The 25,520-nt window shown below is 64.1% G+C and carries 25 protein-coding genes and 1 other RNA gene; 16 read left to right on the top strand and 10 right to left on the bottom strand.

Features of this window, described 5'->3' with window-relative positions:
- Positions 1-28: 28 nt before the first annotated feature.
- The 9 genes from rnpA to dapE all read left to right on the top strand — a co-directional run bounded on the left by rnpA (position 29) and on the right by dapE (position 8,788).
- A complete protein-coding gene (gene rnpA / locus JQ553_RS21275; RefSeq protein WP_212501942.1) occupies positions 29-397 on the top strand; it encodes a ribonuclease P protein component in 369 nt (122 codons plus the stop codon).
- Positions 398-2,245: a membrane protein insertase YidC gene (gene yidC / locus JQ553_RS21270; RefSeq protein WP_212501941.1), complete on the top strand. Its 1,848-nt coding sequence runs from the start codon at positions 398-400 to the stop codon at positions 2,243-2,245. It begins immediately after the preceding gene.
- 240 nt (positions 2,246-2,485) lie between these two features.
- Positions 2,486-3,139 (top strand): ribosome biogenesis GTP-binding protein YihA/YsxC, encoded by a 654-nt coding sequence (gene yihA / locus JQ553_RS21265; protein WP_212501940.1) that lies wholly within the window; start codon positions 2,486-2,488, stop codon positions 3,137-3,139.
- A complete protein-coding gene (locus JQ553_RS21260) occupies positions 3,136-3,504 on the top strand; it encodes a DUF423 domain-containing protein (protein WP_212501939.1) in 369 nt (122 codons plus the stop codon). Before yihA ends, JQ553_RS21260 begins: the two co-directional genes overlap by 4 nt.
- Before the next feature lie 116 nt (positions 3,505-3,620).
- Positions 3,621-4,514 carry an acetylglutamate kinase gene (argB, locus tag JQ553_RS21255; RefSeq protein WP_212501938.1) on the top strand — a complete coding sequence of 298 codons (894 nt, stop codon included), beginning with the start codon at positions 3,621-3,623 and terminating at the stop codon, positions 4,512-4,514.
- Between the two features lie 95 nt (positions 4,515-4,609).
- The gene (locus tag JQ553_RS21250; RefSeq protein ID WP_212501937.1) at positions 4,610-5,596 is read left to right on the top strand and encodes a DUF1036 domain-containing protein; all 987 of its coding nucleotides are present in this window, start codon (positions 4,610-4,612) and stop codon (positions 5,594-5,596) included.
- A gap of 139 nt (positions 5,597-5,735) precedes the next feature.
- Positions 5,736-6,431 (top strand): pyrimidine 5'-nucleotidase, encoded by a 696-nt coding sequence (locus JQ553_RS21245; RefSeq protein WP_212501936.1) that lies wholly within the window; start codon positions 5,736-5,738, stop codon positions 6,429-6,431.
- Between the two features lie 93 nt (positions 6,432-6,524).
- Entirely contained in the window at positions 6,525-7,370 is an 846-nt protein-coding gene (dapD, locus tag JQ553_RS21240) for a 2,3,4,5-tetrahydropyridine-2,6-dicarboxylate N-succinyltransferase (RefSeq protein ID WP_212501935.1), read from the top strand.
- Positions 7,371-7,621: 251 nt separating this feature from the next.
- Entirely contained in the window at positions 7,622-8,788 is a 1,167-nt protein-coding gene (gene dapE / locus JQ553_RS21235) for a succinyl-diaminopimelate desuccinylase (protein WP_212501934.1), read from the top strand.
- Positions 8,789-9,013: 225 nt separating this feature from the next.
- Here the strand turns inward: dapE and JQ553_RS21230 are convergent, their stop codons facing one another.
- The 6 genes from JQ553_RS21230 to ffs all read right to left on the bottom strand — a co-directional run bounded on the left by JQ553_RS21230 (position 9,014) and on the right by ffs (position 12,975).
- Positions 9,014-9,403 (bottom strand): hypothetical protein, encoded by a 390-nt coding sequence (locus JQ553_RS21230; protein WP_212501933.1) that lies wholly within the window; start codon positions 9,401-9,403, stop codon positions 9,014-9,016.
- Positions 9,404-9,414: 11 nt separating this feature from the next.
- Positions 9,415-9,840: a hypothetical protein gene (locus JQ553_RS21225; protein ID WP_212501999.1), complete on the bottom strand. Its 426-nt coding sequence runs from the start codon at positions 9,838-9,840 to the stop codon at positions 9,415-9,417.
- Between the two features lie 141 nt (positions 9,841-9,981).
- Positions 9,982-10,587, bottom strand: coding sequence for a recombination mediator RecR (recR, locus tag JQ553_RS21220; protein ID WP_212501932.1), 606 nt, complete (start codon positions 10,585-10,587; stop codon positions 9,982-9,984).
- Entirely contained in the window at positions 10,588-10,908 is a 321-nt protein-coding gene (locus JQ553_RS21215) for a YbaB/EbfC family nucleoid-associated protein (protein ID WP_212501931.1), read from the bottom strand.
- A 17-nt stretch (positions 10,909-10,925) separates the two neighbouring features.
- Complete coding sequence (locus tag JQ553_RS21210) at positions 10,926-12,764, bottom strand: DNA polymerase III subunit gamma/tau (protein WP_212501930.1); 1,839 nt, start codon at positions 12,762-12,764, stop codon at positions 10,926-10,928.
- Positions 12,765-12,878: 114 nt separating this feature from the next.
- Positions 12,879-12,975, bottom strand: an RNA gene (ffs, locus tag JQ553_RS21205) — signal recognition particle sRNA small type.
- 96 nt (positions 12,976-13,071) lie between these two features.
- Between ffs and JQ553_RS21200 the strand changes: the two genes are divergently transcribed.
- The 4 genes from JQ553_RS21200 (at position 13,072) to JQ553_RS21185 (ending at position 16,046) form a co-directional block, all read left to right on the top strand.
- Positions 13,072-13,488, top strand: coding sequence for an HIT domain-containing protein (locus tag JQ553_RS21200; RefSeq protein WP_212501929.1), 417 nt, complete (start codon positions 13,072-13,074; stop codon positions 13,486-13,488).
- Position 13,489: 1 nt separating this feature from the next.
- Positions 13,490-14,440 carry an NAD(+) diphosphatase gene (nudC, locus tag JQ553_RS21195; RefSeq protein ID WP_212501928.1) on the top strand — a complete coding sequence of 317 codons (951 nt, stop codon included), beginning with the start codon at positions 13,490-13,492 and terminating at the stop codon, positions 14,438-14,440.
- Positions 14,441-14,520: 80 nt separating this feature from the next.
- Positions 14,521-15,480 carry a sugar kinase gene (locus JQ553_RS21190; protein WP_212501998.1) on the top strand — a complete coding sequence of 320 codons (960 nt, stop codon included), beginning with the start codon at positions 14,521-14,523 and terminating at the stop codon, positions 15,478-15,480.
- 68 nt (positions 15,481-15,548) lie between these two features.
- Positions 15,549-16,046: an Lrp/AsnC family transcriptional regulator gene (locus JQ553_RS21185; RefSeq protein WP_212501927.1), complete on the top strand. Its 498-nt coding sequence runs from the start codon at positions 15,549-15,551 to the stop codon at positions 16,044-16,046.
- A 150-nt stretch (positions 16,047-16,196) separates the two neighbouring features.
- On the opposite strand, the gene JQ553_RS21180 is transcribed toward JQ553_RS21185, so the two are convergent.
- From JQ553_RS21180 to JQ553_RS21165, 4 genes are all read right to left on the bottom strand, one after another.
- Positions 16,197-17,696, bottom strand: coding sequence for a phosphomannomutase/phosphoglucomutase (locus JQ553_RS21180; protein WP_212501926.1), 1,500 nt, complete (start codon positions 17,694-17,696; stop codon positions 16,197-16,199).
- A 155-nt stretch (positions 17,697-17,851) separates the two neighbouring features.
- Complete coding sequence (locus JQ553_RS21175) at positions 17,852-18,367, bottom strand: TIGR02281 family clan AA aspartic protease (RefSeq protein WP_212501925.1); 516 nt, start codon at positions 18,365-18,367, stop codon at positions 17,852-17,854.
- A gap of 209 nt (positions 18,368-18,576) precedes the next feature.
- Positions 18,577-21,042, bottom strand: coding sequence for an ATP-dependent helicase HrpB (gene hrpB, locus JQ553_RS21170; RefSeq protein ID WP_212501997.1), 2,466 nt, complete (start codon positions 21,040-21,042; stop codon positions 18,577-18,579).
- Positions 21,043-21,158: 116 nt separating this feature from the next.
- Positions 21,159-22,478 carry a UDP-glucose/GDP-mannose dehydrogenase family protein gene (locus tag JQ553_RS21165; protein ID WP_212501924.1) on the bottom strand — a complete coding sequence of 440 codons (1,320 nt, stop codon included), beginning with the start codon at positions 22,476-22,478 and terminating at the stop codon, positions 21,159-21,161.
- Between the two features lie 177 nt (positions 22,479-22,655).
- Here JQ553_RS21165 and JQ553_RS21160 point away from each other — a divergent pair, with 177 nt between their 5' ends.
- From JQ553_RS21160 to JQ553_RS21150, 3 genes are all read left to right on the top strand, one after another.
- Positions 22,656-23,723: an acyltransferase family protein gene (locus JQ553_RS21160; RefSeq protein WP_212501923.1), complete on the top strand. Its 1,068-nt coding sequence runs from the start codon at positions 22,656-22,658 to the stop codon at positions 23,721-23,723.
- A gap of 242 nt (positions 23,724-23,965) precedes the next feature.
- A complete protein-coding gene (locus tag JQ553_RS21155) occupies positions 23,966-24,577 on the top strand; it encodes a sigma-70 family RNA polymerase sigma factor (RefSeq protein ID WP_212501922.1) in 612 nt (203 codons plus the stop codon).
- A gap of 157 nt (positions 24,578-24,734) precedes the next feature.
- Positions 24,735-24,935, top strand: a complete 201-nt coding sequence (locus JQ553_RS21150; protein ID WP_212501921.1) for a hypothetical protein — start codon at positions 24,735-24,737, stop codon at positions 24,933-24,935.
- Positions 24,936-25,520 lie beyond the last annotated feature (585 nt).

Genomic DNA, 25,520 nt, shown 5'->3' with positions numbered 1-25,520 from the left:
GACGTCTCCCTCCCCGGAGGAGGCTATTATGGATCGGCTGAGGCAGCGGGCGGACTTCCTCGCCGTTGCCAGTGGCGCACGGGCGAACAGCCCAGCTTTTCTGCTACAGGCGCTTCGCCGAGACGATAATGGCCCGATCCGCGTCGGCTTCACTGTCACCAGGAAGAACGGCACCGCGACCGAGCGCAACCGCATCCGCCGCCGGCTTCGCGAAGTGGTGAAGCGCGTCGAAGTCACATCGATGCGACCGCGCCATGATTATGTGCTAGTCGGCCGCCGTGACGCGCTGACCCGTGACTTTGCGACCATGCTTGACGATCTGCGCTCGGCGCTGCGCCGCCTCGACCGCCCGGCACCGAAGGCGCGCAATCCGATTGGAACGACGAGATCCCAATAGATGTCCGATAACCGCAACACCATCCTCGCCGTCATTCTGTCCGGCCTCGTGCTGATCGCCTGGCAGTATTTCTACAACGTCCCGCAGATGGAAAAGCAGCGCGCCGAGGTCCAGAGGCAGGCCGAATTGCAGAAGCCGACGCCGCAGGCGACCCCGGGCCAGAGTTCCACGACACCTTCGCCGTCGGCCGGCGGTACGCCCGCGACCACGCCGCCGGGGGCGGTCGGGCCCGTCATCAGCCGCGAGGCGGCGATCTTGGCTACCCCGCGTGTCAAGATCGACACTCCACGCCTTGCCGGCAGCATCTCGCTGAAGGGCGCGCGCATCGACGACCTGGCGCTGGTCCAGTTCCGTGAGACGGTCGACCCCGCCTCACCGCCGATCGTGCTGTTCTCACCGTCACAAACCTCGGCGCCCTATTACGCCGAGTTCGGCTGGGTGCCCACCGCCGGATCGACCGTGCACATCCCCGACCAGAGCACGGTGTGGCAGCAGGAGGGCTCGGGAAACCTGACCCCATCCAGCCCGGTCACGTTGAAATATGACAATGGCGAGGGCCTCACCTTCCGCCGCACCATCTCGATCGACGACCGCTACCTCTTCACCATCAAGGACGAGGTCAGCAATGCCGGCACCTCGCCTGTCAGCCTTTACCCGTTCGCGCTGATCTCGCGCCACGGCACGCCGCAAGTCTCCGGCTACTACATCCTGCACGAAGGTCTGATCGGCTATCTCGGTGACCAGGGCCTGCAGGAATATGCCTACAAGAAGATCGACGAAGCCAAGTCGGTCAGCTTCAACGTCACCAACGGCTGGCTGGGCATCACCGACAAGTACTGGGCGTCGGCGCTGTTGCCCGACACCACCGCCAAGCTCGCAGCACGCTTTTCATCGAGTGCGGTCGGCGCCAGCCGTAACTACCAGACCGACTACCTGCTGGAACCGCAGACGCTGCCGGTCGGCGGCACGATCAGCGCCAATGCGCGACTGTTCGCCGGCGCCAAGGAAGCGAGCGTGGTCGGCATCAACTTCCCGCTGGTCGGCTTCGGCGGCTACAACAAGCAGCTCGGGCTGAACCACTTCGACCTTTTGATCGACTGGGGCTGGTTCTACTTCATCACCAAGCCGATGTTTCTGGCGCTCGACTGGTTCTACCGTCTGTTCGGCAATTTCGGCGTCTCGATCCTGCTCGTGACCGTGATTGTCAAGCTCTTGTTCTTCCCGCTCGCCAACAAGTCCTACGCCTCGATGGCAAAGATGAAGTCGGTGCAGCCACAGCTGCAGGCGCTGAAGGAGCGCTATCCCGACGATCGGGTGAAGCAGCAGCAAGAAATGATGGAGATCTACAAGAAGGAGAAGATCAACCCGATCGCCGGCTGTCTTCCGGTCGCGCTGCAGATCCCGGTGTTCTTCTCGCTCTACAAGGTGCTGTTCGTCACCATCGAAATGCGGCATGCGCCGTTCTTCGGGTGGATCAAGGACCTCTCGGCGCCCGATCCGACCAATCTGTTCAACCTGTTCGGTCTCCTGCACTTCGACCCCACGCAGATCCCGGTGTTCGGCCACTACCTCTGGCTCGGCGTCTGGCCCATCATCATGGGCATCACGATGTGGGTCCAGATGAAGCTGAACCCCGCCCCGCCGGATCCGACACAGAAGATCATCTTCGACTGGATGCCGCTGATCTTCACCTTCATGCTGGCCGGCTTCCCGGCGGGTCTCGTGATCTACTGGGCCTGGAACAACCTGCTCTCGGTGACGCAGCAGAGCTACATCATGCGCCTCAACGGCGTGAAAGTGGAGCTGTTCGACAATCTGAAGTCGACCTTTGCCAGGAAGGCGACGTAGCTCTTCCAGTCAATCAGCCCATCTCATGCGTCATGCCCGGCCTTGTGCCGGGCATCCACGTATTGGAGGGTAGCAACGCGTTACAGCATGATCCGGAAACGCGTGTCGCGGTTTTCCGAAAGGACCATGCTCAAACAGTAGAGATGGGATCATGATGCGATTCGACCTGATCGCATTTTGATCTAGGCGTGGATGGCCGGGACAAGCGCGGCCATGACAAGAAGTGGGACACCCTCGCACATGATTGCTGAGACGGATGCGGAGCTGATCGAGCAGGGGCGAAAGCTGTTCGCCGGCGACTGGCGCTTCATCTGGGCCGCGCCCTCGATCGAGACACTGCCGCCGATGGCCGGGCTCGAGGTCGCCTTTGCCGGCCGCTCGAATGTCGGAAAATCGAGCCTGATCAACGCGCTGACCGGCCGCAACAATCTCGCGCGCACCTCGCACACGCCGGGCCGCACACAGGAGCTGATCTTCTTCGAGGGACCGGAAAAGGCCGCCTTCCGTCTCGTCGACATGCCCGGCTATGGCTACGCCTCCGCGCCCAAGACCAAGGTCGCGTCGTGGACGGCGCTGATCCACAAATTCCTGCTCGGACGCGCGACGCTTGCGCGCGTCTATGTTTTGATCGACGCCCGCCACGGCATCAAGGATGTCGATCTGGACGTCCTGAAGACGCTGGATAAGTCGGCCGTCAGCTATCAGGTCGTGCTGACCAAGGCCGACCAGGTCAAGGCGGGCGAGCTCGAGACTGTCGTCGCCGACACCACGGCCGCGCTCGCGACTCATCCGGCGGCTTTTCCCGAAGTGCTGGTGACCTCCTCGCGCACGGGCTCCGGCATGCCGGAATTGCGCGCCGCCATGGTTCGCCTGCTCGCGGAGCGCCGCGGGTGAACGGTCTCTCCCGTGTCCTGATCGCGCTTGCCGCGCTGATGGGCGCCAGCGGCGTGATGCTGGCTGCCGCCGCGGCACATCTGCCTGACGCAACGCGATTGGCAGCAGCATCCTCGATGCTGCTGTTTCACGCGCTCGCAGTGATTGCGACCGTTGCCGTCGCCGCGCAGGCGATCATCCACGCGAAAATCGGAACTGGTGCCGCGACCGGCTTTGTCATCGCCGCGTCGCTGTTCGCGGGTGACCTGACGCTGCGCCAGTACGCCGGTCAGGGCCTGTTTCCGATGGCCGCGCCGACCGGCGGAACGCTGTTGATCGTGAGCTGGCTGGTGCTGGCCGTCGCGGCGGTATGGCCGAGGCGCTGAACGCCGCCTTCGGGGCCGGAGCCGTCGGCGCGGACCGCTTCGGACCCCACTTTGCGCCCTGCCCGGCAATCAGATAGAACCGCGCCCAACCCTTCGCTGACGACGAGATCCGCTCCATGACCGACACGTACATCAGCCCGCTCGATCAGGCCCGCATCCTGTCCGAGGCGCTGCCGCACATGCAGGAATATGACGAGGAGACCATCGTCATCAAATATGGCGGCCACGCCATGGGCGCCGAGGACACCGCCAAGGCCTTCGCACGCGATATCGTGCTCCTGGAGCAGACCGCGATCAATCCGGTGGTCGTGCACGGCGGCGGACCACAGATCGCGACCATGCTGAAGCGTCTCGGTATCCAGTCGGAATTCGCGGCGGGACTGCGCATCACCGACGCGGCGACCATCGAGATCGTCGAGATGGTGCTCGCGGGCTCCGTCAACAAGCAGCTCGTCGGCTACATCAACGAGGCCGGCGGCAAGGCCGTGGGCCTCTCGGGCAAGGACGGCAACATGGTGAAGGCGTCGAAGACGACGCGCACCATGGTCGATCCGGATTCGAATATCGAGAAAGCGATCGACCTCGGCTTTGTTGGGGATCCAGAGAAGGTTGACCTCACGCTGCTCAACCAGCTTATCGGCTACGAGTTGATCCCGGTGCTGGCGCCGCTCGCAACCTCGCAGGACGGCCACACGCTCAACGTCAACGCCGACACCTTCGCCGGCGCGATTGCGGGGGCGCTGAAGGCAAAGCGCCTCTTGCTGCTGACCGACGTGCCGGGCGTGCTCGACAAGTCCAAGAAACTGATTCCCGATTTGTCCATCAAGGAGGCGCGAAAGCTGATCGCCGACGGCACAATTTCGGGCGGCATGATTCCGAAGGTCGAGACCTGCATCTACGCGCTCGAACAGGGCGTGCAGGGCGTCGTGATCATCGACGGCAAGATGCGGCACGCGGTGCTGCTTGAGCTCTTTACCAACCAGGGCACGGGCACGCTGATCCACAAGTGATGATCGATGCACTCAAGCGATTGAGGGTTGCCCAGGCCGGACCTGACGAATTGCGGTCGAGGCCGCGTCGCCGTCACTCAGTGGCACGCTTGCTGATGTCGTTGCCTCCCGCGGCCGTTTCGTTCCTGTTCTCCGCGGCGCCGGCGCATGCGGACCTAAAGCTCTGCAATCGCATGAGCTATGTCGTCGAGGCAGCGATCGGCATCGACGAGAAGGCCGCGACCGCGACGCGCGGCTGGTTCCGGATCGATCCCGCCACCTGCCGCGTGGTCGTGCAGGGCGTGCTGACCGCCGACCGCGTATTGTTGAACGCGCGCGCACTGGCCGTCTACGGCGCCTCGCCGATCCCGCAGAACGGCGCCGATACGCTCTGCGTCGCGCAGGACAATTTCGTTATCGCGGCCGCGCGGCAGTGCCGCACCGGCCAGACGCCGGCGCAGTTCACCCAGATCACGCCGACCCAAACCGACGACGGCAATCTCGTCGCCTATCTCGCCGAGGATTCCGAATATGACGACGAGCAGGCGCGGCTCGCCGGCATCCAGCGCCTGCTGGTGATCGCGGGTTATGACGCCGCGCCGATCGACGGCGTCGACGGGCCGAAGACGCAAAGCGCGCTGTCGGCGTTCCTCAAGAGCCGGAGCCTCCCCAGCGACGTGGTGCAATCGCCGGGCTTCTTCGCCACCATGATCGACGCCGTGCAGAAGCCCTCTTCGACGGGACTGACCTGGTGCAACGATACGCCGCACAAGGTCATGGCGGCGGTTGCGACCGACGACGGAAAGTCCGTGACGAGCCGCGGCTGGTACCGCATCGAGCCCGGCAAGTGCCTGCATCCCGACGTCACCGGCCAGCCGAAGCAGATATTCTCCTTCGCCGAAGCCGTCGACAGCGAGAACCGGGCCATCAGGATCAGGGACAAGCCGCTGAACTGGGGCGGCGCGAAGGAGCTCTGCACCCGCGACAGCAAGTTCGAGATCACCGATCAGGGCGACTGCACCACCCGCGGTCTCACCGCGATCGGCTTTGCTTCCGTCGACATGACCAGCGGCGGCAAGACACTTCGCTTTGCGATGCCATGATGCCGCCAGCTTCGCCACGCCCCGACGCGTCGTTACCTGCGAGATCAGGTGATCCAGTGCGCCGTGACATCGACGTTGCTTCGCAGGGCGCAACGTGCCGGGTACCCGCCTGCGCGGGCGGGACAGCCGAGGAAATTCCATGAAGGCACCCCGCGGTTTCAACCACGTCGAGACCTGGGTGTTCGACCTCGACAACACGCTGTATCCGCACCACGTCAATCTGTGGCAGCAGGTCGATGCGCGAATCGGCGAGTTCGTCGGCAACTGGCTGAACGTGTCGCCGGAGGAAGCGCGGCGGATTCAGAAGGATTACTATCTGCGCTACGGCACCACCATGCGGGGGATGATGACCCAGCACGGCGTGCGCGCCGACGATTACCTCGCCTATGTGCACAAGATCGATCACTCGCCGCTCGAGCCCAATCCGGCGATGGGGGCCGCGATCGCCGGGCTTCCGGGGCGCAAGCTGATCCTGACCAACGGTTCGACCGACCATGTCGATGCCGTGCTGAGCCGGCTCGGTCTGGCGACACATTTTGACGGCGTGTTCGACATCATCGCCGCCGAGTTCGAGCCGAAGCCCGCGCTGCGGACCTATCAGAGATTCCTTGAGCTGCATGACGTCGAGCCGACCAGGGCTGCGATGTTCGAGGATCTCGCGCGCAACTTGATCGTGCCACACCGGCTCGGCATGACCACCGTGCTGGTTGTGCCCGACGGCGGCCGGGAGGTGGTGCGCGAGGACTGGGAGCTGGAGGGGCGCGACGCCACACATGTCGACCACGTCACGGACAACCTGACGGGGTTCTTGCAGGGGCTGAGCGGCAAGCCGTAGCGACGGCGAGTTTGCCTTGACTCCAAGGCTTCAAATCCCGAAAAAGCCCTGCAAATTCCCGTCACGATCTCCCGTTCGCCCAAGGAAGACCCGATGTCGCTGTCCGCCCTCGAATCCACCGTCAACGCCGCGTTCGACGCCCGCGAAGGCATTTCGACCTCGACCAAGGGCGAGGTCCGCGACGCCGTCGATCACGCGCTCGAACTGCTCGACAAGGGTGAGGCGCGCGTTGCCGAGCGCGAGGCCGGCGGCAAGTGGAAGGTCAATCAGTGGCTGAAGAAGGCCGTGCTGCTGTCATTCCGTCTCAATGACATGGGGCAGATTGCCGGCGGCCCCGGCAAGGCATCGTGGTGGGACAAGGTGCCCTCGAAGTTCGATGGCTGGGGCGAGAACCGTTTTCGTGACGCCGGTTTCCGCGCGGTGCCGGGCGCGATCGTCCGCCGCTCGGCTTTCATCGCGCGCAACGTCGTGCTGATGCCCTCCTTCGTCAATCTCGGGGCCTATGTCGACGAGGCGACCATGATCGACACCTGGTCGACCGTCGGCTCGTGCGCCCAGATCGGCAAGCGCGTGCATATTTCGGGCGGCGTCGGCATCGGCGGCGTGCTGGAGCCGCTGCAGGCGGAGCCCGTGATCGTTGAGGACGATTGCTTCATCGGTGCGCGTTCGGAAGTCGCTGAGGGCGTGATCGTGCGCAAGGGCGCGGTGCTGGCAATGGGCGTCTTCCTGGGCGCCTCCACCAAGATCGTCGATCGCGAGACTGGCGATACCTATATCGGCGAGGTCCCGGAATATTCGGTCGTCGTGCCCGGTACGCTGCCTGCAAAGCCGCTCAAGAACGGCGCGCCCGGTCCGGCCACCGCCTGCGCCGTCATCGTCAAGCGCGTCGATGAGCGCACACGCGCCAAAACCAGCATCAACGAGCTGCTGCGGGATTGAAGTCGGCAATTTGGAAATGACGAGCAGCGAATTTCGCCATTCGCTCCTCATCATTCACGAAGCGTACTTCCTGCGCGGCGCTCCGCGGCCCAACCGATACGGCCCGATCCGCTCGCCAGTATCCAAACCCGGCCACGCGGCGACCGCGACATCAGGCCGCGTGCTGCACAGGGCTGGGACCAATAGAGTGAAGCGGAATTGATCCCGCACCGCGCTAGCACGCCGCCGGGCATGCATGTTAGACGAGAGGCATGACTGATGCCGTTTCCATCACCCGCGATCTCATCCGCTGTCCGTCGGTGACGCCTGCTGATGCCGGCGCGATAGGCGTTCTCGAGAATCTGCTGAACGCTGCGGGCTTCACCGTACATCGCGTCACTTTCTCCGAGCCCGGCACTGCCGATATCGACAATCTCTACGCCCGCATCGGCAGCGCCGCCCCGCATCTCACCTTTGCCGGCCATACCGATGTGGTGCCGCCCGGCGATGAGTCGACATGGACGTTCGGCGCCTTTTCCGGCGAGGTGAAGGACGGCTATCTTTACGGCCGCGGCGCGGTCGACATGAAGGGCGGCATCGCCTGCAGCGTCGCCGCGGTTCTGCAATATCTCAAGGACCATGACGGCAAGCCGCAAGAGAACGGCAAGGGATCGATCTCGTTCCTGATCACGGGCGACGAGGAAGACGTCTCCATCAACGGCACCGTCAAATTGTTGAAGTGGTGCGCCGAGCGGGGCGAGAAATTCGACCATTGCGTGCTGGGCGAACCGTCCAACGTCGAGGTGCTCGGCGACTGCATCAAGGTCGGCCGCCGCGGTTCGCAATCCGGTACTCTTTATGTCGATGGCGTGCAGGGTCATGTCGCCTATCCGCACCGCGCATCGAACCCGGTGCCCGACATCTCGCGGCTGATCGTCGCGCTCAGCGACGAACCTCTCGATCACGGCAGCGCGCAATTCCAGGCCAGCAACCTCGAATTCACCTCCATCGACGTCGGCAACACCGCGAGCAATGTGATCCCCGGCCAGGCGCGGGCAAAGTTCAACATCCGCTACAACGACAATCACACGCAGGAGAGCCTGCGGCGGATGGTGGACGAGCGCCTCGCCCGAGCCTGCGGCAATCGCATTCGCGCCCGAATCGTCTGGGAGCCGTCGAACTCCAACGTGTTCGTCACCAAGCCGGGGCCATTCACCGACCTCGCAGTATCGGCGATCGAGGAGGTGACTGGCCGCAGGCCGGAGCTTTCCACCTCTGGCGGCACCTCGGATGCGCGCTTCATCTCCAGCTACTGTCCGGTGATCGAGTTCGGCCTGGTCGGCCAGACCATGCACCAGATCGACGAGCGCACGCCGGTCGCCGATCTCGAAGGCCTGACCAAGGTCTATCGGGGCGTGCTGGACCGGTATTTCGGGTAGCTTTATCGGAACTCATCGTCCGCAAACGCGGACGATCCAGTACCCCGAACGTTTCGGTTCACGTCAGCCGCCGCGGCGTACTGGATACCCAGCCTTCGCGGGGTATGACGAGGAAGAGACCGACAGCTACTAAATTCGTCAAGATTCTTGTTGGACGCGTTTGCTTCACGCGAATCGGTGGCCAATTCGCTCGAAAACGCCATGGCTTTCCAACAAACTACGAAGTTACTTCCCCACCAGCGTCCATTCCGGCACGGCGACATCGCCGATGTGCCAGGCGGTCTCCGAGCAGAACAGCGCGGTCGCCTTCACGGTGACGATCTTGCCGAGCAGCGGCTTCAATTGCTTGCGCGCGGCGTCCGTCATGGTGAAGAGATGGAAGGTCGTTGCGCCCTTTTCGTAGTCGCAGAAGTCGTCGCCCTTCGGCATCAGGCGCGGCGCGCTGACGATCTGATAGGCCTCGAGCTTGGTGCCGTTGGGATCGCGGGTGCGGATCAGCCGCAATGTGCCCGTCAGCGGATCGCCTTCCTTGATAGGCTCCTGTCCGGCAACAGGCACCGCGAGCAGCGCCGTCAGTCCGATCCCGATCGCAAGACCAATGAACCGCGGCGACATGGCATCGCCTCCTACTTGGTCATCACGCTCCACTTGGTGACGATCGCTTCGCTCATCTGACCGGCATCCTCAGCGCAGGCGACTTCGTCGACCTTCACCGAAAACTCCTTGCCGACATGGCTCCTGAGCTGCGCGGCCTGGGCATCGTTTGCGGCGATGAGTTGGAATGTTTCCGGGCCGGTCTCAAGGTTGCACAGGCCGTTCGGCGGCGGCAGGCGACGCGGCTCGCTGGTAAGTTGGTAGGTCGCGACGCGCTTGCCCTTCTTTCCGTCGCGGACGCGCATGGCGTTGAGCTCCCCTGACAGCACATCGCCGGCGTGGATAAGCTTCCCCGGCTTGGCCGACGGTTCGGTCTGCTGCGCCATCGCCCAGGGCGCCGCCATTGCCGCAGCAAAAACTGCAAAGCCCAAGCGTACGCCGAATCGGTGTTTCGTCATGTCGAATGGTTCCGTAAACAGATGTGTCCAGAGCGAGATGACCGCTCCCGAATCGTCATCCACACTATCATGTTGTTTTAGCGAGATCTTTCGAAGCGTCGGGCCGACCTTCTTGTGGTCCTCCACCTTTTGGATCGTTCGCTAGAACAGCGTCCGCTGCCGCATGGCTGCGGATAGCGTACCTTCGTCGAGATAATCAAGCTCTCCGCCGACCGGCACGCCATGCGCGAGCCGCGTTATCCGGACGTTGGCTTCCGACAGGAGATCGGTGATGTAGTGCGCCGTGGTCTGGCCGTCCACGGTGGCGTTGAGCGCCAGAATGATCTCGTTGACCTCAGGCGCGTGAGCCCGCGCTACCAGCGCATCGATGGTAAGATCCTGTGGGCCGATACCATCGAGCGGCGACAGCGTCGCGCCCAGCACATGGTAACGACCATTGGTCGCGTTGGCACGTTCCAGCGCCCAGAGATCGGCGACGTCGGCGACCACGACGATGATCGAGGGATCGCGGCGCGGATCGGTACACACCGTGCAGGGATTTTGCGTGTCGATATTGCCGCAAGTCTTGCAGACCTGGATCTTGTCGATCGCGACCTGCAAGGCTGCGGCGAGCGGCGTCATCAGCGCCTCGCGCTTCTTGATCAGGTGCAGTGCCGCGCGTCGGGCCGACCGCGGACCCAAGCCGGGCAACCGCGCCAGCAACTGAATCAGGCGTTCGATCTCGGGGCCGGCAACGCTTGCAGCCATTTAGGTCAGACCGAGTCCCGGCGGCAAGCCAAGCCCGCCGGTCAGCGCCGCCATCTTCTCCTGCATCGCGGCTTCCGCCTTGCGGCGGGCGTCGCCATGTGCGGTGACGAGCAAGTCCTCGAGCACCTCCCGCTCCTCCGGCTTCATCAGTGACGGGTCAATCCTGACGCCCTTCACCTCCATCTTCGCCGTCATGCGGACGGCGACGAGCCCACCGCCGGAAATGCCCTCGACCTCGACATTGCCGAGTTCCTCCTGCATCGCCTGCATCTTGGATTGCAGTTGTGCCGCTTGCTTCATCATGCCGAGAAAATCAGCCATTCGTGCTTCCTCGCCTCTCAATCGTCGTCATTGTCGGGACTTTCGATGGGATCTTCACCGGTCAGCTCAGCCGCGGGCTCGGCGGCCAGGCGGCGCACCTCGACCACCCGCGTGCCGGGAAAGCGCGCCAGCACCTCCTGCACGCGCGGATCGGCCTCCGCCGTACGCTGATGCTCGTTCCGCGCCAGTTCATTCTGCGATCGCACCGTCGGCTGGCCGACCTCGTTGGAGATGATCACGGTCCAGCGCCGCCCGGTCCATAGTTCGAGCTTGCGCGAGAGATCAGTGACGAGGCCGCGCGACGCTTTCGGCTCGAGCGCGATCTCGAGTTGGCCATCCTCGATGCGGACCAGCCGCACATCGGCTTCCAGCGCGCCCTTGATCATCAGATCGCGCTTCTCGCCGGCGAGCGCGATGAGCTGGGGAAAGCTCGTGATCCGCAGCGCCGGCGCGACATGGACATCGGCCGCCGGAACTGTCACCTGCGCACGCGTGGCGACATCGGCGCGGGGGCCTGCGAGTGGCGCCCGGAGCGGCATGGATGGCATTGCGGACATCGACGCCGTGGGCGCGCTGCGCGATGGCGCGGCACTGCCCGACAACGCCGGCGCGGCGCCGCCGCCGTTCTGCTCGATCATCCTGATCGCCTCGTCCGGCGTCGGCAGGTCAGAGACGTAGGCGATCCGCACCAGCACCATTTCTGCGGCGGCGGCCGGCCTCGTTGCGGCCTGCACCTCGGTGATGCCCTTGAGCAGCATCTGCCACATCCGCGAAAGCACCCGCATCGAAAGCTTTGCGGCGAAATCGCGCGCGCGCACGCGTTCGGTCTCACCGAACGCAACGTTATCCGCGGTCGCCGGCACGATCTTCACGCGGGTGACGAAATTGACGAACTCGGCAAGATCGGACAGCACCACGACCGGATCGGCGCCGACGTCATATTGGGCGCGGAATTCCGAGAAGGCGCTGGCGATATCGCCGCGTGCGAGCGAGTCGAAGAGATCGATCACGCGGGTGCGGTCGGCAAGGCCGAGCATCTGCCTGACCGCGTCGGCCTTCACCTGACCCGCGGCATGCGCGATCGCCTGGTCGAACAGCGACAGCGAATCGCGCACCGAACCTTCGGCGGCGCGCGCGATGATGCCGAGCGCCTCGGGCTCGACCTCGACGCCCTCCTTGGCCGCGATGCTCGAAAGATGCTTCATCAGCACATCGGCCTCGACGCGGCGCAGGTCGAAGCGCTGACAGCGAGACAAGACCGTGATCGGCACCTTTCGGATCTCGGTGGTGGCGAAAACGAACTTGGCGTGCTCCGGCGGCTCCTCCAGCGTTTTCAGGAAGGCGTTGAAGGCCGCGGTCGACAGCATGTGGACTTCGTCGATGATGTAGACCTTGTAGCGCGCGCTCGCCGGCGCATAGCGCACGCTGTCATTGATCTGGCGCACGTCGTCGACGCCGGTGTGGGACGCAGCGTCCATCTCCAGCACGTCCATGTGCCGGCTTTCCATGATCGCCTGACAATGCACGCCGAGGTCAGGCATGTGGATGGTCGGCCCCTTCACCGAACCATCCGGCTTTTCGTAGTTCAGCGCCCGGGCGAGGATGCGCGCGGTGGTGGTCTTACCGACCCCGCGCACGCCGGTCAGGATCCAGGCCTGCGGGATCCGCGCGGTCTCGAATGCATTCGAGACGGTGCGCACCATGGCCTCCTGCCCGATCAGATCCTCGAAACTGGAGGGACGGTATTTGCGGGCGAGAACGCGATAGGGCTTGGCGGTATCCGGTGCCCCGCCAAGATCGAACCCGCCCTGGTCGGCGCTGTCAGGCGGATGGGAGGGGGAGCCGGCATCGTTCATGCGTCGATCCGCAACTTGGATTGTCTCTCAACGGCCGGCTTGCGGATGGGAGCCGAAATCAAGCGCCGGGCGCGGAGACCGCCGTTCCAGCGCGCGATTCGCTCGGAAAAACAGGTAGGAGACTGACGAGCGACCCGATCCGGACCTCGTTAGGGCTGCTTCCTTCCGGACCTGACCCGGTTGGCGAGTGGCTCGTCCACCGCCAATCTCCCGGCTCCTATTTGGGGCCAAAAGAGCCGGAAAGCAAGCGGCCTGACAGTGGTTTGTGGGACTTGTAAGGGAACACAGAAAGGCATTATTTGCCGTCATGTCCGCCAATTGGTCGCTGCATTCGCAGCTCAAGAAAGACACTATCGATATCGGCGATCTGCCGCTATGCCGGGTGCTGGTCATCAAGGATGCGCATTATCCTTGGCTTCTGCTGGTGCCACGACGTGACGGAGCAGTCGAGATCATCGACCTCGACGAGGTTGAGCAGGCGCAATTGATGACAGAAGTATCCCGGGTTGCCCGGGCGCTGAAAGAGATCACCAAGTGCGACAAGCTCAATATCGCCGCACTCGGCAATTTGGTTCCGCAGCTTCATGTCCATGTCATCGCCCGGCGCACCGGCGACGCCGCGTGGCCCCGTCCCGTCTGGGGCGTGATGCCGCCGCTGGCGCATGACGCCGAGGAAGTGCAGAATTTCATCAGCGCGCTTCGACGCAAAATCTGGTTGGGTTGAGATGTCCGCATTCGAAAAATTTCCGCTCGGGCAACCGGCCTTTGTCACCCATGTTCTCGATCGCGCCGCGCATCTGCGCACCAACGACGACAAGCTGTTTGCGCTGGAAGGCCATCGCCAGGCTCGCGCCTATGTCGTCTATCGCGAATCACTGGTGGTGAAACAGGAGGATGGCGGACCGCGTGCGCTGCTCTCGCTCGACGAGGCCCGCGGCTTCGGCGCCAATCCCGGCACGATCTTCCTGGGTCTGCGCGATGGCGCGCCGATTTTCGGCATGGGCATCGCGCCGCAGGCGGCGGAAAAACTAGTTGGCCGCAGCGACGTTGCGGTGACTGAACTGCGCGGCATGGCGATGCAGGGCGTGGTGCCGCCCGAACAGCTCTCCGCGATCGCGATGGCGAAGTCGATGGTGACCTGGCATCAGCGCCATGGCTTTTGCGCCAATTGCGGCGTCCGGACCGCGATGAAGGAGGGCGGCTGGAAGCGCGAGTGCCCGAGCTGCAAGGCCGAGCACTTTCCGCGGACCGATCCGGTCGTGATCATGCTGGTCACTCACGGCGACAAATGCCTGTTGGGACGGCAAAAGCAGTTCCTGCCCGGCATGTATTCCTGCCTCGCCGGCTTCGTCGAGGCAGCGGAGACCATCGAAGACGCGGTGCGCCGCGAGATTTTCGAAGAGTCGGGCATCCACTGCACCGACGTCAATTATTACATGACGCAGCCCTGGCCCTACCCGTCATCGCTTATGATCGGCTGCACCGCGCGGGCCACCAATGAAGACATCGTAGTCGACCACACCGAGCTCGAGCATGCGCGCTGGTTCGACCGCACGGAAGCGACGCTGATGCTCAAGCGACAGCACCCCGACGGCCTCGCCGGGCCGCACCCATTCGCGATCGCCCATCATCTGCTCGGACGGTGGGTGCATAACGGAAACGACTCGGGCGCATAGCGGGAACGGGAGATGCTCCTGCCGATTAGTTCGGGACAGCGGCTTCGGCGAAAGGCGGAGCCGTCATGACGGATTCCCGCATGAATTTTCACGCCGAAGCTCCCAAGATCCCGCCTCGTATTCTCTGCATCGGCATGCCGGTGCGCGACCTCACCTTCCGCGTCAGCGGCGTTCCCGCGCGCGGCTCCAAGGAACACGCCACCCATTTCGACGAGATCTGCGGCGGCAATGCGCTCAATGCCGCGATCGGCATCGTGCGGCTGGGCGGCCGCGCGTCGATGTGCGGGCCGATCGGCGATTCCAAGGAAACGTCGAGCCGCTACATCTTCGACAAGCTCACCCATGAGGGCATCGAAACCAAGCACATCGTGCACATGCCTGATCTCGTCACCCCGATCTCGACCATCATGATCGACCCGAGCGGTGAGCGCACCATCGTCACCTTTCGCGATCCGGAGCTCTGGAAGGTGAGGCTGCCGCCGACCGAATTTTTGCTGGACGATTGCGCGGCGATCCTGACCGAGAGCCGCTGCGCGCCATTCTGCACCGATCTTTGCGCCGAGGCCGTTCGGCGCGGCATCCCCGTGATCGTCGACGTCGACCGCGCAATGTCGCTGCGGGAGGGGCTCCTCACCGCCTCCTCCCATCTCGTCTTTTCCAGCGAGCCGCTGCAGGAGACCGCCGATGTCACCGATGACGGCCAAGCCCTGAAGAAAATCGCCAAGCTGACCCCGTCCTTCCTGGCCGGGACGCGCGGCCCGAGGGGCACGATCTGGCTGAACGACAAGGGCGAGCTTGAGGAAACTCCGGCCTTTCCGGTCCATACCGTGGACACGCTCGGCGCGGGCGACGTCTTCCATGGGGCGTTCGCGCTTGCCATCACCGAGAAGCAGGAGCTGCGGCAGGCCCTGCGCTTCGCCTCCGCCGCCGCAGCGCTGAAATGCACCCGCTTCGGGGGCGCTTATGCTGCACCGCAACGTGCTGACGTTGAAGAGTTTTTGCATCGGCGCGAGGATGCGCCGCGGGCCAGCCCCGGCTAGCAACCGCTTGCGCTAGAAGATTTTTCTCTATATTAGGTATATCAAGCCATTGCATGGAACTTTCTTCTATGACCGACACTGCCATTCAGGTTTCCGATAGCCGGCGCCTCGACGCCATCGACCGCAAGATTTTGACCGTGCTGCAGGAAGACGCCTCGCTTTCCGTCGCCGAGATCGGCGACCGGGTCGGACTGTCCTCGACACCCTGCTGGAAGCGCATTCAGAGGCTGGAAGCCGACGGCGTGATCCTGCGCCGGGTGGCGCTGGTCGACCAGAACAAGATCGGGCTCGGGATCTCCGTGTTCGTCTCGGTCGAGAGCGGCGACCATTCGGAAGCCTGGCTGCGCAAATTCGCCGACGCGGTGAGCGCCATGCCCGAGGTGATGGAGTTCTACCGGATGGCCGGCGACGTCGACTACATGCTGCGCGTCGTGGTCGCGGACATGGCGAGCTATGACATTTTCTACAAGAAGCTGATCAGCGCCGTACCGCTCAAGAACGTCACGTCACGCTTCGCGATGGAAAAGATAAAATCCGTCACCGCGCTGCCGGTGCCAGCGGCGTAAGCAACGCGATCGCAAGTCTAACGGTCATCGTCCGGCTTGACCGGGCGATCCAGTATTCCAGCGACAGTCGTTTTCGATCGGGAGGCCGCGGCGCACCGGATCACTCGCATTCTCGGCTGATGAGAGCCAGGTTTGCAGCGATTACTCCGCTCAAATTTTCTGATTGTACTCGCCGACCTCGGGATGGGTACGCAGCACCGAATCCATTGCCTCGAACATGTCGCGCATGCGTTGCTCACCGACGGGGCTTTCGACCACGACCACCAGTTCCGGCTTGTTCGACGACGCCCGCACCAGGCCCCAGCTCCCGTCCTCGACCGTGACACGCACGCCGTTGACGGTGACGAGATCGCGGATCGGCTGGCCCGCGACCTTCTCGCCCCTCTGCTTCAGCGTCTCGAAATGCTTCACCACGGCATCGACGACGCCGTATTTCGCCTCATCGGCGCAATGCGGTGACATGGTCGGTGACGACCAGGTCTTCGGCAGCGCATCCTTCAGGTCCGCCATCGACTTGCCCGGCGAGCGATCCAGCATCTCGCAGATCGCGATCGCCGAGACCAGGCCGTCGTCATAGCCGCGGCCGAACGGCCTGTTGAAGAAGAAGTGGCCGGACTTCTCGAAGCCCGCGAGCGCGCCGAGTTCGTTGGTGCGCCGCTTCATGTAGGAATGGCCGGTCTTCCAGTAGGCGGTCTTCGCGCCCTGCCGCTGCAACACCGGGTCGGTGACGAACAGGCCGGTCGACTTCACGTCGACGACGAACTGCGCGTCCTTGTGGATCGCCGACATGTCGCGCGCCAGCATCACGCCGACCTTGTCGGCGAAGATCTCCTCGCCGGTGTTGTCGACGACGCCGCAGCGGTCGCCGTCGCCGTCGAAGCCGAGCCCGATATCGGCCTTGTGCGCCAGCACCGCATCGCGGATCGCATGCAGCATCTCCATGTCTTCCGGATTCGGATTGTATTTCGGAAAAGTGTGATCGAGCTCGGTATCGAGCGGGATCACCTCGCAACCGATCGCTTCCAGCACCTGCGGCGCGAACGCGCCCGCGGTGCCGTTGCCGCAAGCCGCAACGACCTTCAGCTTGCGCTTCAGCTTCGGCCGATTGGTGAGATCGGCGATGTAGCGGGCCGGATAATTCTCGTGGAACTGGTAGGAGCCGCCGGCCTTGTTCTTGAACTCCGCGTTGAGCACGATCTGTTTCAGCCGCGTCATCTCGTCCGGACCGAAGGTGAGCGGGCGGTTTGCGCCCATCTTCACGCCGGTCCAGCCATTGTCGTTATGCGAGGCGGTGACCATCGCGACGCAGGGCACATCGAGATCGAACTGCGCAAAGTATGACATCGGCGTGACGGCAAGCCCAACGTCATGCACCTTGCAGCCCGCCGCCATCAGGCCCGAGATCAGCGCATACTTGATCGAGGCCGAATAGCCGCGGAAATCGTGACCGGTGACGATTTCCTGCTTGACCCCGAGTTCGGCGATCAGCGCGCCGAGCCCCATGCCCAGCGCCTGCACGCCCATCAAATTGATTTCCTTGTTGAACAGCCAGCGCGCGTCATATTCGCGAAACCCGGTCGGCTTCACCATCGGCTCGGATTCGAAGGCATAGGTATTCGGAACCAGCGCGGACTTCGGCTTCGGAAACATGGAGCGGCCTTATCGTCGAGTGCGGATGAGCATCGCTGCAGCCTTAGCCAAGGCCCAGGCCGGGCGAAAGGTGAGAGTGACGGCTGGTGGCCGAAAATTGCGGCAGAATTGGCGGTGACGAAATCACCGCGATGCGCCGACCAAGGCGTTGGTTCTTACTGCTCCAGCACGAGCCGGCCGTTGGCGTATTCGAAGCGCCTCAGCTTCGACAGGAAGGATAGGCCGAGCAGATTCTCGGAGAGCGCTTCGTCCGGCAGCACCATGGCGTCGACATCGCGCACGACGAGACCGCCGAGGTCGATCATCGCGATGCGCGCACGCGCGGCCTTGATGGTTCCGTTGGCGGTGGTGACCTTCGAAGTGTAGTCGCCCGGCGTCGGACGCAGGCCGAAGCGTGCTGCGGACTTCTCGTTCAGCGCAACCAGCGACGCGCCGGTGTCGACCATGAAGTCGATCCGCTGGCCGTCGATCCGGCCGTCGGTCGCGAAGTGGCCGCGGGAGTCGCGCGGAATGCTCAGCGTGCGGCCGGAGGCCTGGGCCACCGTGACGCCGGGAGGGGCCTTTTGCCCCGCCGCTGTGGTCGCGGCGGCGGGCGTCATCTTGCTCGCCATCTGCGCCATGAACGTGCCGAGCCCGATCATGATGGCCGCGAAGATCATCAGGTTACGCATGACACCACACTCGGAAAACCGGAGACCCAATTTGACCACGCCTGATGCCCCGCCGGGAGCGACGGCGCGGACAGGACCCTGCCATTTTGGCGAAAAGGATGAGCGAACGGTTAATACGCCGGTGAAGAAGGACGATTGAAGAGCGAGCCGGTGATCCCGGCCCTCAAATCTGACAATTTTTCAGAGCTGTCGGTCGCCGGCGCGACAACTCAGGTGCCGCGCGGTTTCACCCGTTTTGTCGGCATTGCGCCGGCGGGATCCTCGGGCCAGGGGTGGCGAGGATAGCGGCCGCGCAGGTCAGAGCGCACGGCGGCGTAGCTGCCGCGCCAGAAGCCCGGGAGATCGCGCGTCACCTGCACCGGCCGCTGCGCCGGCGACAGCAATTCCAGAACCAGCGGCACCGCGCCCCGTGCGATCGAGGGATGGATGTTGAGCCCGAACAGTTCCTGCAGGCGCACCGCGATCGTCGGCCCCTGCTCGGCCTCATAGTCGATCGCAAGCTGAGTGCCGGTCGGCGCCTCGAAATGGGTCGGTGCCTCGCGATCGAGTCGCGCCCGCAGATCCCAGGGCAATAGCGACATCAGCGCCTCCGACAGGTCGCCGGCGGAGAGATCCTTCAGCGCGGTCTTGTCGTATAGCGCCGGCACCAACCAGTCGCCGGCGCGGGCGGCGAGCGCGGCGTCGGACAGATCGGGCCAGTTCTCGCCCTCGGCCCTGCGCAGGAACATGACGCGGTCGCGCCATTGCCTGGAATGCTTCGACCAGGGCAACCGGTCGAGGCCCGCGGCAATCAAGCCGTCGGCCAAGGTCCGCGCGGTCTCGGCCGATGGCGACAGCGGCATCGGTGCTTCGGACAGAGTGATCGCATGCAGCGAACGCCTGCGACGCGCGCGCAGCGCCATCGCGTTGCGATCGAACGACACGTCTTCCGCACTCTCGATCTGGTCGGCGAAACGTTGCTCGATCTCCTCCTGGGTGATCGTTGCCGCGAGCAGGATGCGGCCGCTCGCAGCAGTGCCGGTCAGTTCCGCCACCGCGATATAGGGCGCACGCGCCAGAGCCGAGGTCTGCTCCACGGCTGCGCCCCGGCCATTGGCGAGCACGAAACTGCCATTGCCGCGATTCTTCGCGATGCGGTCCGGAAATGCGAAGGCCAGCATGACGCCGGTGGAAAGCTCCTTCTCGCTCCCGAGAGCCTCCACCTGCGAGGCCCAGCGCCGCGCCATGCTGCGCGCGCTCGCGGCGCGCTCCGAGCGGTCGCGGCGGAACTGATCGAGCCTGACATCGAGATCGATGTTGTCGCCACCCAGCCCGCGCTCGGTGAGGATGGCGGCGATGTCGGCCGCGTCCTCCGCCGCGCCGAAGCGCGCCGAATCCACGATCATCCGCGCGAGCCGCGGTGGCAGGGCGAGCGCGCGCAGGCTCTTTCCTTCTGCGGTGAGGCGGCCGTCGCCGTCGAGCGCGCCGAGTTCATGGAGCAGCGATTTGGCTTCCTTCAGCGCCGCGGCCGGCGGCGGATCGAGGAACGCAAGGCTAGCGGGATCGCTGACGCCCCATTGCGCGAGATCGAGCACAAGCGACGACAGGTCGGCGGAGAGGATTTCGGGCGCGGTGTAAGCGACAAGCGAAGCAGTCTGTGGCTCGTCCCACAAGCGGTAGCAAACCCCCGGCTCGATCCGGCCGGCGCGGCCGCGCCGCTGATCGACCGCCGCGCGCGAGGCGCGCACAGTCTCGAGCCGGGTCAGCGCGATGTCAGCCTCGTAGCGCGGCACCCGCGCCATGCCGGAATCGACGACGATACGGACGCCCTCGATGGTGAGGGAGGTCTCCGCGATCGAGGTCGCCAGCACCACCTTGCGTCTCCCCTTCGGGGCTGGCGCGATGGCACGGTCCTGCGTGCCGGCATCGAGTGCGCCGAACAACGGCACGATCTCGACCGATGCGTCCTGCACGCGCTCGGTGAGGAAGGTCTGGGTGCGGCGGATCTCGGCCGCGCCCGGCAGGAACGCCAGCACCGAGCCCGATTCCGCCCGCAGGGCGGTCGCGATCGTCTCCGCCATCTGCCGCTCCAGCGGCACGTTGATCTTGCGGCCGACATAGCGCGTCTCGACCGGAAAGGCACGGCCCTCGCTCGCCACCACGGGCGCGTCGCCGAGCAGCTTCGCGACGCGGGCGCCGTCGAGTGTTGCCGACATCACGAGGATGCGCAGGTCCTCGCGCAAGCCGGTCTGCGCGTCGCGCGCAAGCGCGAGCCCAAGGTCGGCGTCGAGGGAACGCTCGTGGAATTCGTCGAACAGCACCGCTGCCACGCCGCTGAGTTCGGGATCATCGAGAATCTGCCGCGAGAAGATGCCTTCGGTGACAACCTCGATCCGCGTCGCGCGCGACACCTTCGAGCCGAAGCGGACGCGGTAGCCGACAGTCTCGCCAGCGCGTTCACCAAGGGTCCTGGCCATCCGCTCGGCACTGGCGCGCGCCGCGATGCGGCGCGGCTCCAGCACGATGATCTTCTTGTCCTTCGCCCAAGGCACGTCGAGCAGCGCCAGCGGCACCCGCGTGGTCTTGCCGGCGCCGGGCGGCGCAACCAGCACCGCGGCACTGTGGCCATCGAGCGTGCGCTCGAGTTCACCGAGCACGGCATCGATCGGCAGCGGCGAATCGAAATTGTGGGGCAAAACCAATCATCCGTCACCACCCGCGCGGGCGGGTGATCCACCGTCATGTCCGATTACAAAAACCGGGCGTACTGGATACCCCGCCTCTGCGGGGTATGACAGCGGTAATGGAGCTACTACGCCCGCGGCAGCGGCGGGCGGCCGATGCTGTCATAGGCAAAGCCGTGGGCGGCCATGTCCTCGGGACGATAGATATTCCGCAGGTCGACCACAACCGGCTGCGCCATTTCGGCCTTGATCCGCTCGAGATCGAGCGCGCGATACTGCACCCACTCGGTCACCAGCACCATCGCGTCGGCGCCCTTGGCGCAGACATAGGGATCGTCGCAATATTCGATCTGCGGCAGTTCATGGCGAGCCTGTTCCATCCCCGCCGGGTCATGCGCCCGCACCTTCGCACCCATGTCGAGCAGGCCGGTGACCAGCGGGATCGACGGCGCCTCGCGCATGTCGTCGGTGTCCGGCTTGAAGGTGAGACCGAGCACCGCGATCGTCTTGCCGCGCAGGCTGCCGCCGGAGACGCTCGCGACCTTGCGCGCCATCGCGCGCTTGCGGTTGTCGTTGACGCCGAGCACCGCCTCGACGATGCGAAGCTGGACGTCATGGTCCTGCGCGATCTTGATCAGGGCACGGGTGTCCTTCGGGAAGCAGGAGCCGCCGAAGCCGGGCCCGGCATGAAGGAATTTGGAGCCGATGCGGTTGTCGAGACCAATGCCTCGCGCGACCTCCTGCACGTCGGCGCCGACCTTTTCGGAGAGGTCGGCAATCTCGTTGATAAAGGTGATCTTGGTGGCAAGGAACGCGTTTGCGGCGTATTTGATCAACTCCGCCGTGCGCCGCGCCGTGTACATCAGCGGCGCCTGGTTCAGCGACAGCGGCCGATAGATATCGCCGAGCACCTTCCGCCCGCGTTCGTCCGACGTCCCGACCACGATTCGGTCCGGGAATTTGAAATCGCGGATCGCGGCGCCCTCGCGCAGGAATTCCGGGTTGGAGGCGACCACGACGTCGGCTTCCGGGTTGGTCTCGCGGATCAGCCGCTCGACCTCATCGCCGGTTCCGACCGGCACGGTCGATTTGGTGATGACGACCGTGAAGCCCTTCAGCGCCGCGGCGATCTCGCGTGCGGCGCCATAGACATAGGTGAGGTCAGCATGACCATCGCCTCGCCGCGATGGGGTACCGACCGCGATGAATACGGCATCGGCCTCCGCGACGGGCGCCGCCAGGTCGGTGGTAAATTCGAGGCGCTTGGCCTTCACATTGTCCGCCACCAGCGCGTCGAGGCCGGGCTCGAAGATCGGAATCTCACCGCGATGAAGTGCGGCGATCTTGCCGGCATCCTTGTCCACACAGGTCACGTGGTGACCAAAATCCGCGAAGCAGGCCCCCGACACCAACCCGACGTAACCCGTGCCAATCATGGCGATGCGCATGGAACAACCCGCTTGCTATGGTTAATGACCCCTGGGAATTCGTGCGCCTCATAGAACATTTGCCGGCCAAGGGGAACGTGGAATTGCGCAGTACCCCGGCATGCCATTTGAAGGAGTAAAGGCGAAATCAACAGATCGCGCCGATGATGCGTCCGATCAGGCCGAAACAGGACAAAGATGATCGCAAACGGCACACCCGCGGCGACAAATCGTTCCACAAGGGCCTCTGGCGGCCGCGTCGATTGGGTCGACTATGCCAAGGGCATCTGCATCGTCATGGTCGTGATGATGCATTCGGTGCTGGGTGTGGAAAAGGCCGCCGACCAGACCGGCTTCATGCACGTGCTGGTCGGCTTCGCAAAGCCGTTCCGGATGCCGGACTTCTTCCTGATTTCCGGGCTCTTCCTCTCCGTCGTGATCGACCGCGACTGGCGCACCTATCTCGATCGCAAGGTCGTGCATTTCGCCTATTTCTATGTGCTGTGGGTGACGATCCAGTTCGGCTTTAAGGCGCCGTCGTTGGCCGCCGCATCGGGCTGGAGCCAGGTCGCCTTGCTGTATCTTGAATCCTTCGTCGAGCCGTTCGGCACGCTGTGGTTCATCTATCTGCTGCCGATTTTCTTCGTCGTCACAAAACTGACACGCAGCGTTCCTCCGCTGGCGATATGGCTCGTCGCCGCGGCGCTTGAGACGATGCATGTCTCGACCGGATGGACTGCGATCGACGAGTTCTGCACCCGCTTCGTCTACTTCTTCACCGGCTACATACTGGCCAATCATGTGTTCGCGCTCTCGGATCGCGCACGGTCGCAGCCTGCGCTCGCGCTCCTCGGGCTCGCGCTTTGGGCACTGGTGAACGGCGGCTTGGTGGCATCAGGTGGAAGCGAAGCGCCGCTCGTCTCGCTCGCACTCGGGCTTGCCGGCGCTTGCGCGATCATCGTTACAGGCACCCTGCTTGCCCGGGCGCGCTGGCTCGGCGTCCTACGCTATTGCGGCGAGCATTCGATCGTCATCTATCTCGCTTTCTTCCTGCCGATGGCTGCGACGCGAACGATCCTGCTGCGTACCGCCGTGATCGGTGACATCGGCCTGATCTCGCTGATCGTGACGGCCGTCGGCGTCGCCGGCGCGCTCCTGATCTGGCGGCTGGCCCTGGCGGCGCACGCCAACTTCCTGTTCGAGCGGCCCGAGGCGCTCTGGATAGCACCGAAGAAGCCAGTGCCTACCCTCCAGGCAGCGGAATGAGGCCGAACCTTCAAGACGCCTGTGGCAGATTCGTTCCGACCCCTCGAATCCGGCCTGTGGTATTTTCCGCGTATTGAAATAACTGCCTTTTTGGCTCCGGATGTTTCGTCGCGTGGCTCGCGACGAAACAATTCTCCCGCTCACGAAACCATTTTCCGTTTTTCGCGCAGACGTCCGGAAACGGGGGCTATCTAACAATTCTCCCAACGAACCGCCGCCAAACGGCGTACTGGGAGCCTGTCATGCCGAACGTCATCGCCATCAACGCCGCAGCCGAGAAGCACATTGCCGCTGCCCGCGCGACCTCGGATGAAATGCTGCTCGAGAGTATCGCCAGGGGCGATCGCACCGCGATGCACGTCCTTTATTCTCGTCACAACGTCCGGGTCTACCGCTTCGTGCTGCGCATGGTGCGCGACACCGCGATGGCCGAGGATTTGGTGAGCCAGGTGTTTCTGGACGTGTGGCGGACCGCCGCCCAGTTCGAGGGACGCTCGCAGGTCTCGACCTGGCTGTTGTCGATCGCCCGCTTCAAAGCGCTGACCGCGCTGCGCCAGCGTAAGCATGAGGATATCGAGCAGGAGGACGTGCTGGAGATCGCCGACAGCGCCGACACGCCGGAATCCTCCCTCGATCGCGCCACCACCAGCGAAATCCTGCGCGCATGCGTATCCAAGCTGTCGCCGGCGCACCGCGAGATCATCAACCTCGTTTACTACCATGAGAAGTCGGTTGAAGAAGCCGGACTCATCATCGGGATCCCGCAGAGCACGGTGAAAACCCGGATGTTCTACGCTCGCAAGCAACTCGCCGAGTTGTTGAAGGTCGCCGGTGTGGACAGTGTTGCCGCGTGAAACAGCCTTAGCGCATTACGTTAGATAGTTATCGGCTCGCCAATTGCGTCTAAGCCAAAAGACTCCAGTGACGAAACAATTGAAACATCACGCGGAAAAGCTCGGTCCCTATACCCGCAACTAACGCCGCAACGCCAACGCCGAACAGGAGAATGACATGCTGAAGCCTTCCCTTCGCTTCCTCATCATCCCGCTCGGCGCCGTCTCTACCCTGGCCTCGCTGTCCACCCAGAACGTTGCGCCGCGCCTCCCGCACAGCGGCACGATGCTGGTTCGCGAGCAGGTGGTGGATTGCAGCTTCAAACCATCCACGGAGGTCTGCGTGATCTCCAGCGAACGCGGGACGGGTACCCGCTGAACCAAGTTTCCAAGTCTCCCAAGCAACCTCCAACAACCCGGCCGGGATGCCCCCCGGCCGGGTTGCCCTGTATATGGCGGCGCCGTGGTGAGGAGGGCCCGGCCGGAGTCACACAGACGTGACGTTCTCCAAGCTTGGGGCGCCGTAACGGCACGAGACATTTTACGAAAGGTATCATGTGTCCCGGAGCGGCCCAATGACGAGCCGGGAAGCCAAATGAACGGGATACCGGTGCGCGATCTTGCTCTTGCGCGGCTTGCCGGTGTCGCCACGGTCGCCGCGCCTTGCACCCTGCCGATGCTGCCATCCTCGGGGCCTCGACAGGTCTGACCCGCAAGGCGCGGCACCCCTCCCGCGGTGATTCGCTCGGCTTTGATGCGTCATTCTCGATGCAGGCATAGGTGCCGAGCGCGATCCCGTGCGCCCTTGATCTCGATCCCAAACGTGCTCCGGACGGGTTGCACGGCTGCTCGACGCCATTAGCTGAGCCGCGCGACCATCAGCACCGTACTATCGCCAAGCCTGGCGTGGTAAGGTGGGTGCCGGGTCGGGCGCGATCCCGAAGAGTGGAAGCTGGTTCGGGAA

Source organism: Bradyrhizobium lablabi, from assembly GCF_018131005.1.
Classification (GTDB): domain Bacteria; phylum Pseudomonadota; class Alphaproteobacteria; order Rhizobiales; family Xanthobacteraceae; genus Bradyrhizobium; species Bradyrhizobium lablabi_D.
Note: the sequence above shows the minus strand (reverse complement) of the source record. Positions and strands in the feature narration are given on the sequence as shown.